General features: G+C 37.5%; 9 protein-coding genes. 6 read left to right on the top strand and 3 right to left on the bottom strand.

What is annotated here, in order from left to right; all coding sequences use genetic code 11:
* The coding region (locus tag GGG_RS21035; protein ID WP_010115155.1) for a hypothetical protein at window positions 1-220 on the top strand (220 nt) is incomplete at its 5' end.
* Between the two features lie 131 nt (window positions 221-351).
* A complete protein-coding gene (locus GGG_RS0111915) occupies window positions 352-1,329 on the top strand; it encodes an MBL fold metallo-hydrolase (RefSeq protein ID WP_010115154.1) in 978 nt (325 codons plus the stop codon).
* 70 nt (window positions 1,330-1,399) lie between these two features.
* Here the strand turns inward: GGG_RS0111915 and GGG_RS0111910 are convergent, their stop codons facing one another.
* Window positions 1,400-2,026 (bottom strand): LysE family translocator, encoded by a 627-nt coding sequence (locus tag GGG_RS0111910; protein ID WP_171057696.1) that lies wholly within the window; start codon window positions 2,024-2,026, stop codon window positions 1,400-1,402.
* A gap of 320 nt (window positions 2,027-2,346) precedes the next feature.
* Between GGG_RS0111910 and GGG_RS0111905 the strand changes: the two genes are divergently transcribed.
* The gene (locus tag GGG_RS0111905; protein WP_227500498.1) at window positions 2,347-2,826 is read left to right on the top strand and encodes a DIP1984 family protein; all 480 of its coding nucleotides are present in this window, start codon (window positions 2,347-2,349) and stop codon (window positions 2,824-2,826) included.
* Window positions 2,827-2,964: 138 nt separating this feature from the next.
* Here the strand turns inward: GGG_RS0111905 and GGG_RS0111900 are convergent, their stop codons facing one another.
* Window positions 2,965-3,147, bottom strand: coding sequence for an NF038215 family lipoprotein (locus tag GGG_RS0111900; protein ID WP_010115149.1), 183 nt, complete (start codon window positions 3,145-3,147; stop codon window positions 2,965-2,967).
* 419 nt (window positions 3,148-3,566) lie between these two features.
* Window positions 3,567-4,238 carry a D-Ala-D-Ala carboxypeptidase family metallohydrolase gene (locus GGG_RS0111895; RefSeq protein ID WP_010115147.1) on the bottom strand — a complete coding sequence of 224 codons (672 nt, stop codon included), beginning with the start codon at window positions 4,236-4,238 and terminating at the stop codon, window positions 3,567-3,569.
* 200 nt (window positions 4,239-4,438) lie between these two features.
* Here GGG_RS0111895 and GGG_RS0111890 point away from each other — a divergent pair, with 200 nt between their 5' ends.
* The 3 genes from GGG_RS0111890 to GGG_RS0111880 all read left to right on the top strand — a co-directional run bounded on the left by GGG_RS0111890 (window position 4,439) and on the right by GGG_RS0111880 (window position 7,865).
* Window positions 4,439-4,987: a TetR/AcrR family transcriptional regulator gene (locus GGG_RS0111890; protein ID WP_010115145.1), complete on the top strand. Its 549-nt coding sequence runs from the start codon at window positions 4,439-4,441 to the stop codon at window positions 4,985-4,987.
* A gap of 11 nt (window positions 4,988-4,998) precedes the next feature.
* Entirely contained in the window at window positions 4,999-6,651 is a 1,653-nt protein-coding gene (locus GGG_RS0111885) for an MFS transporter (protein ID WP_010115143.1), read from the top strand.
* Window positions 6,652-6,719: 68 nt separating this feature from the next.
* A complete protein-coding gene (locus GGG_RS0111880) occupies window positions 6,720-7,865 on the top strand; it encodes an HlyD family secretion protein (protein WP_010115141.1) in 1,146 nt (381 codons plus the stop codon).
* The last annotated feature ends 2 nt before the right edge of the window (window positions 7,866-7,867 follow it).

Genomic DNA, 7,867 nt, shown 5'->3' with positions numbered 1-7,867 from the left:
TAATCAAAAAAAGATTAAAGGACTATTTGAAGAGTTTCTGGATGAATTCTTAAAAGATAGACATTCTATTGTACATGGTCATGTTTTAAAAAATCCTACAGATGATTTTGAAATATTTGAATCCAAGATTAAAATTGAAATCTTAATATATGCATTTATAATCTGCCTATGCTCAAATAGTACTCCTATTTATTTTTTTAATACTAATCAAGAATATTAACCTCATATTTCTAACTCATACCTTCTATAAAAAATCTCCCATTTTACTCCAATTCTTTTTATCAATAAAAACCCAAAATATTATCCAATTCATGTTAAAAAACACTCAACAATAATTTTCTTTGAACCCTTATGAAAAAATCTATTCTAACTTTTACAACCTCAATCGCACTACTCAATTCATTTTCAACTGTGGCAGAAACCAATAAAATGCTACCTATCATCGAACAACAGAAACAAGTCGCAGGCTTCTATCAACATCAAGTCGGAAATACTCAAATCACCGCTTTACTGGATGGAACAAACTTTATATCCCCGACTTTATTTCAAAACACGCCTCAAGATCAGGTACATAAAATTCTTAAAAAGTACCATGCAGACCAAGCCAAAGGTGTACAAACCTCAGTGAATGCTTTCTTGGTCAATACAGGACAATCTTTGATTTTAGTTGACAGTGGTACTGCGGATTGCTTTGGAGCGCATTTAGGTTCTGTGATGAAGAATTTAAAAGCTGCGGGATACCACCCTGAACAAGTCGATACCATTTTATTAACGCATTTACATCCTGATCATTCGTGTGGCGTCAGTAAAAATAGTGTTGCGAATTATCCAAATGCCACAATTTATGTTTCTGAAAATGAAGCTGATTATTGGCTAGACCCAAAACAACTGCAAAAAATCTCAAAAGATAAGCAAGCGAATTACACTGGTACTGTGGCAAAAATTAAAGCAGCACTTGCTCCATATCAGGCAAAGCAACGATTTAAGACCTTTAAACTTGGTGACAAAATTGATGGATTTGAAGTGATCAGCACCGCAGGACACACCCCTGGTCATTTCAGCTATATGCTTAAAACCTCTGATGAAGATGTGGTTTTTATTGGAGATATTGTGCATTCACATACAGTTCAGTTTGATCAACCGAAAACAGCCATTGATTACGATATTGACCCGAATAAAGCCGTTGAAACGCGCTTAAAGCAATTTGCTGATTATGCAAAGAATGGGCAAACTATTGCTGCGCCACATCTTCCTTTTCCGGGAATTGGGCATATTTATTCAGCGGATGGAAAAAGCTATCAGTGGATTCCTGTACATTTTAAAGATTGATTTATAATGCAATTCTCCACTCCTGTTTAGAATGTGAAACATTGTTCTGCAAGCGGATGAAGTAAAACTTTTACTTCATCCCAAAAATTAACTTCAACCCAAGTACAGTCATTACCCCACCTGCAACACGGTCAAATATTTTTTTAGATTTTAAATAAACCCTACGAGGGCCTTCCGCTGAAAGTGCTACAGCCACCAATGAATACCACCCTGCATCAATAAAAAAACATAAAACAGGTAAAACAAAATAATAATAAGTTGGAATTTCTTTCGGTAAAAGTGCTGTAAAAACACTGGCTAAAATGATGGCTATTTTCGGATTACTCAATTGAGTGATTAAACCCAAACGATAAGCATGCGCAAAACTCATCACTTGCGCTGCGCCATCCATCTGTTGCATCGGCTCTTTGGCATGTTTAATAATTTTATACGCCAGCCAAAGTAAATATAAACCACCACAGATTTTCAAAGCTAAATAAGCAGATGGTACTGCCAATAAAATCGCTTGTAGTCCCATGACTGCTAAAAGTCCAAACAAAGCAGCCCCTGTCCCTGTCCCCAAAGCGGTGAATAAACCATGTTGACGTGAAATCGCAATAGAGTTTTTCGCTACATAAATAAACGTAGGCCCAGGACTAATCGCACCCAACATGAGGGCTAAAGCAATTGAGCCTAAAACAATTAACGATTCCACAATGCGCCACTCAGATAGATTTTTAGCAAGGCAGATTTTACCCTAAAAGTATTTTTTAAAATATAAATATTCATTGAAAATGGTCATACGATACACTTCATTTCACTCCTGACCTGCTCAATTCTTACTGACAATAACGGTCCTTCATGAAATAACGACTCGTGATAAACAATAGGCATTAAAAAAATGAATAAATTCAAATAATAAAATAATTTTCAAAGATTTATATAAAAAGCCATTGAATCAGACGACGGATACTTTCATTTAAAATAAAAAAAGCATAAACTAGCCCAACAATTAATTACAACTTAAAAATAAATGTAATGAATCTAAAGAAATCATCTAAAAATATGACCATCGCTGAAGCACTTTTACTTCGTGGTGAGTTGATCACGAAACGAGATGCTTTGCAGCAAAGGATCAATAATAATTTATTGATCAAATCAGATGCAAAACTCAACGATGCACCTCATATTTTGATCCGTGAAGCGTTTTCAGTGAATAGAGAAATTTATGAGCTGACCAATCGTATCGCAGCTACCAATGCCGTAACAAAAACCATTCATGGACGTAAAGTTTTAAATGTACTTGCAGATCGAAAAGCTCTCCTCAAACAGCAAAGAATCATACAACAAGCCATTGATAAGATTAACGAAGACTACCACCTGTATAAGCAAGATGCGTCATGGATTCATACCATCACGATGAATGATCTACAAAAACACTATGATGAAGTCACCGCTCAATTGCATCAATGTAACTTAGAAATTTTCGCATCAAATTGGCAAATTGACCTCATTTGATCAAACTTTTAAATATTTTATTTTGATTTCTAACGGAAAATATATCGTACTCGTTTAAATTCTTAGATCTAAAAACATGAGAAATAAACAAAAGAGCATCTGATTTGATGCTCTTTTTATTGATTCATAAAGAAAAATCTAGCGCTCAGTCTCAATAACATTTTCGCGCGTACTTAGGCGATAATCTTTTTCATAAACAGGCATCCCTGCGATATGAATCGAACGGACTTCTGTTTTTGCTGGGTTGGTTGGTGCTTTCTTTTCACATCCCACTAAAAACACAGCCAACACTATACTCAAACCGATGGATAGCTTATTCATCACATATCCTCTTTCCTTATTTTTATCTATTCAGCATATCATTTTTGTATAAAAATACAGCTCTTTTTTGCACAGCTTAGTTTTTAAATTCTACTTTAACGTCAGTTCGGGATAAATTTTGATGTAAGTTATTGAAAAGATAGATCAGACACAACGGAGTCTTACCGTTTAAAAGTCAAATGCAAGGATTAACCTTCGGTTCGACCTGAGAGGTGCTACCTCGCAAGGCTTTCGGGATGAGTGGCACTGCCACGCAAGGGCAAAACCATTTGTCAGTCGCCAACTCGACAAATATCATCAAGTACCAAATAGATCACAAAAACAGTATATTACAGATGTAGCCCGGCCTCGAACAATGCGACTGACGTTTCCGCGTATCAAATAGTTGGGAACATATCTTATCTCGAACTCAGGTTACTTTAAATTTTCAAACATGCTGAACTTGTAGATTGATAATCTTTACCCCATGTTCGATAAGCTTGCGTATCAATATGAAAACGATTATGACCGTAAACGCCTAACCCCATTTTAAAATGCTTACCTTCAACTTTCCAAAATTGACACATTTTTTTCAGCAATATTTTGCGATCACTTTCATTTGTTTCTTTAGGATCAAGTACATAAAAATCCACTGCAAAATTATATAAATGCTTACTTTTCTCGGCACCATGTATACATTTATTTAACTCAGGAGAACGATAAATTGCGGTAATGGTATATTTTTTAAAAAATTCATTACGATTCAATTTTTCCACTAACTGCAAACTATTTACGACATTTTTCCAATAACGCTGAGGTGGAATGGCAAACCGTTTGGAATAGCATCGCTCAGGCATATAGTTCCGTGTTGTTGTTAACTCAATTAGACTCGGAGGATGCTTTAAATATTGTGAGATAAATTGATAATATTCAGCAAGTAATTTTGGATTTTGCTGTGCTTTCCATTGCTCAAATTGTTGTTGTAACTGAGCACTGCTTTTATTGTGTTGGGTTTCTGCATGATCTGGTGGATTACAACCACTTAACAGTATGAGGTTGATTGAAAAGTATAAATATAAAAACTTCCTAAACAAATCCACAAATTTTCCCATTTTTATCAATCATATACTGCTTAAAGTCAGTCTTGTTTTTGCTATCCATCATCCACAATATGTATTTTTAGATGGATGTTCATTTTATATAGATTCGGACTGTTTCTTTTTTTAAATTACAAAAATAAACAGCGAAGCATTTTACATCGGACAAAAATGTCCGTTAAATATATCTATCGACTTCTCATCCCTCCTCTCCCATGCTTAAACGTCAACAACAAGCTGCACAGAACCGTGAAGATTTACTTTCAGCTGCGCTGAAAATATTTCGTGAGCAAGGTATTCGTGCACCTTTACAATTGATCATTGATGAAGCAGGTGTAGGACGAGCGACTTTTTATCGAAATTTTCAAGATCGTCGAGAGTTGGTGATTGCATTAATGGAGCAAGGTTTGACTCGTATGGAAGAACGAGCAAAGAACTATGTCCAATACCCAGATGGTATGTTGCAACTCGTTCAAAATCATGTCGATAATTTGCCTTATTTAACAGCGCTGATGGAGTATTGGAGAGTCATTGATCACGATGATCCTGCTTTGATTAATATTTACCAACGGCGTGACCAAATTTTACAGCCTTTAATTGATAAAGCGATTGCGCATAATATTTGCCGTCCAGATTTAACAACCAAGGATTACTCTCTCATCACGGGGATTCTCAGAGCATCTTTTCAAGGTATGAATGATGAAGAGCAGATCAAACTGGCAAAACGCGCTGTAGATTTATTAATAAATGGTATGAAAGCATAGTAGGTATAGAAATGGAGAAAACACCACGTCTATTAGAACCCACGCCTGACTGGACACCTGAAGAACGTCCAACTTTACCGGGTTCACCTGCTGCAATTGCACATCCACTTCCTAAGAAACTGATTTATTTTTTTATCGGTTTATTTATCGCTATTTCAGGTAGTTTGAGTAATGGCTTTATCACAGCCAATCTGCCTTTAATTCAAGGCGAATATGCGCTCACACCAGCAGAAGGTGCATTAATTCCTGCTGCTTATGTCATGGCAAATATCAGTTCGAATTTGCTGCTTTTTAAAGCACGACAACAGTATGGATTACGGCTTTTTTCAGAAATTGGCTTAGTTCTTTTTATCTTTGTCCTTGTCTTACATATCTTTGTGCATAATTTTCACATGGCACTGTTGGTACGCATCATTAGTGGCTGGGTGGCAGCACCTTTAAGCTCACTAGGTATGTACTACATCATGCAAGCGTTTAAACGTGAGAACTTTGGGCGAGGGCTTTATCTCGCACTCGGTTTTCAACAATTGGGGATTCCTGTAGCGTGGATCATCTCACCTTACATTGTCAATGTGAATGATTGGACTGTTCTTTATACCTTTGAACTGGGTTTGGCTTTGTGTTGTTTGGCAATGGTGGTTTCGGTCAAACTTCCACGAAGTATGCGAATAGAAGTTTTTGAAAAACAAGATTTTTTCACATTCCTCCTTCTCGCACCGGGTTTTGCATTACTGTGTATTGTCCTGACGCAAGGGCCTATTCTGTGGTGGTTTCAAGAAAAATGGTTAGGTTATGCCTTAATTGCTGGATTTAGTTTAATCGTCATTGGCTTAACCTATGAACATTTTCGTGTAAACCCACTGATTATTACCCGCTGGTTAGGTTCATCAACGATGCTTAAATTCATCTTTGGTGCTTTAACCATTCGCATACTCATGTCTGAACAGAGTTATGCCGCGGTCAATTTTCTCAAAGCCATGGGAATGGGGCCTGACCAGTTCGTTACGTTTTATATGGTGATCGCACTCGGTATTGTTTCTGGAACTATTTTTAGTGCATTAACATTTAAAAGAGAACGAGCTGTTTTGCATTTAATCGGCGCTGTCGTGCTTATTTTGATTGCTTGTGCGCTGGATTACCATCTCACTAGTGATGTACGTCCAGAAAATTTTTACCGTAGCCAGTTTCTGGTTGGATTTGCCAGTGGTATGTTTATTGGTCCATTACTGCTTACAGGAATGATCCGTGCCTTACAAAAAGGCCCAACGCATATGGTTACTTTTGTGGTTCTGTTTTCTGCAACCCAAAGTTTTGGGGGATTGGTCGGAAATTCATTTTTCTCAACTTATCAGAAAATTCGTACACAAAATTATAGTGTTGAAATCATCAGTGATTTACCACGTACAGATCCTACCGTAGAGCAACGTATAGCAACCTACCAAAAAAGCGCAGGCAAATATACTTTGGATCAAAGTCTGGAACAGAATCAAGCTGTTCGAAATCTAAACCAAGTGGTTACGCGTGAAGCTCAAGTTCGTGCTTATAAGGATGTCATCGCCCTCAATGGCATATTTGCAATTGTATTATTCATTTGGGGAGTTTTTAATATGCTTTGGAATAAGTATCAATTGAAAAAACAGCAACAAATGATCAATAGCAGTTAAGCTAAAGAGATGTTATTACTCAATAAAGTGCTTGGTTTTCATTATATGTTTTCAATTTGAGATTCACTATGTCGCAAGATCAAAACCCATCAGAACAAACATCAAATACACCGCCTCAACAGCCTCAACAGCCTCAAGCTACAGTAACACCTGCTGCTGCTCCGCCGTCGAGTAAATTGATTCCAACGACCAAACGGACCTTGGTACTGATGTTTTTTGTCTTATTACTGGGAATTACCTTGATCTTGTGGGCTTGGAGAATAGGCCCATTTGATAATGCTATTGAATCTACGGATAACAGTTATATCAAAGGTAAAACGACTGTTCTTTCCTCTCAAATTAATGGCTATGTTAAAGATGTACTAGTCACCGATTTTGATCATGTCAAAAAAGGTCAAGCGCTCATGCATATCGACACCACGACCTATGATCAAAAAATCACCCAAGCTCAATCAGGTGTAGAGCAGGCAGATACGACCTTAGCCAACCAAACCCAAGCCATTCAACAACGCAAAGCAGACATTGTTGCAGCTCAAGCCAAAGTGGATCAGGCTCGTGCCTCTTATGAGCTTGCCAATGCGCAATTGAATCGTTATCAACAATTGGGTAATACAGGCGCTGCTTCTAAAACCGAGCAAGACAAAGCTGCGGCAGATGCAAAAAATAATTTGGCGCTACTTAAACAAGCTGAAGCAAATGTATTGGTCGCACAAGAAGCACTTAAAACTGCACAAGTTGCAGAATCAGGCTTAAAAGCCCAAGTGACCAATGCCAAAGCACAATTTGACCAAGCGGTGACAACGAAAGATTACAGCGTGATTTCGGCACCCATGGATGGTCAACTGGGTGAAGTAACGCCACGAGTTGGGCAATATGTTGCGGCAGGCTCTCAGTTAATGTACTTGATCCCGCAACAAACTTGGGTTATCGCCAACTTTAAAGAAACGCAAATTGCTGATATGAAAATTGGACAGAAAGCGTCTTTTACAGTTGATGCGATGAAACATCAAAAATTTACAGGGCATGTAGAACAAATCTCTCCTGCTGCAGGTGCGGAATTTAGTGTGCTCAAACCTGACAATACGACTGGTAACTTCACTAAAGTCGTGCAACGTATTTCAGTACGGATTGCGATTGATCCAAATCAAAAAGGAAGCGCCTTTTTAAGACCAGGGATGTCTGTAATCGCTTCTGTTGATACAAGCTCGAAATAATT

Source organism: Acinetobacter sp. P8-3-8 (assembly GCF_000214135.1).
In the GTDB taxonomy this organism is placed as follows: Bacteria; Pseudomonadota; Gammaproteobacteria; order Pseudomonadales; family Moraxellaceae; genus Acinetobacter.
This window is presented reverse-complemented; position numbering and strand designations above follow the sequence as displayed.

Excerpts from the sequence above, each read along its gene's own strand:
- GGG_RS0111915 (WP_010115154.1), top strand. The coding sequence starts at position 352 with ATGAAAAAATCTATTCTAACTTTTACAACCTCAATCGCACTACTCAAT.
- GGG_RS0111905 (WP_227500498.1), top strand. The coding sequence starts at position 2,347 with ATGAATCTAAAGAAATCATCTAAAAATATGACCATCGCTGAAGCACTT.
- GGG_RS0111900 (WP_010115149.1), bottom strand. The coding sequence starts at position 3,147 with ATGAATAAGCTATCCATCGGTTTGAGTATAGTGTTGGCTGTGTTTTTA.
- GGG_RS0111895 (WP_010115147.1), bottom strand. The coding sequence starts at position 4,238 with ATGGGAAAATTTGTGGATTTGTTTAGGAAGTTTTTATATTTATACTTT.
- GGG_RS0111890 (WP_010115145.1), top strand. The coding sequence starts at position 4,439 with ATGCTTAAACGTCAACAACAAGCTGCACAGAACCGTGAAGATTTACTT.
- GGG_RS0111885 (WP_010115143.1), top strand. The coding sequence starts at position 4,999 with ATGGAGAAAACACCACGTCTATTAGAACCCACGCCTGACTGGACACCT.
- GGG_RS0111880 (WP_010115141.1), top strand. The coding sequence starts at position 6,720 with ATGTCGCAAGATCAAAACCCATCAGAACAAACATCAAATACACCGCCT.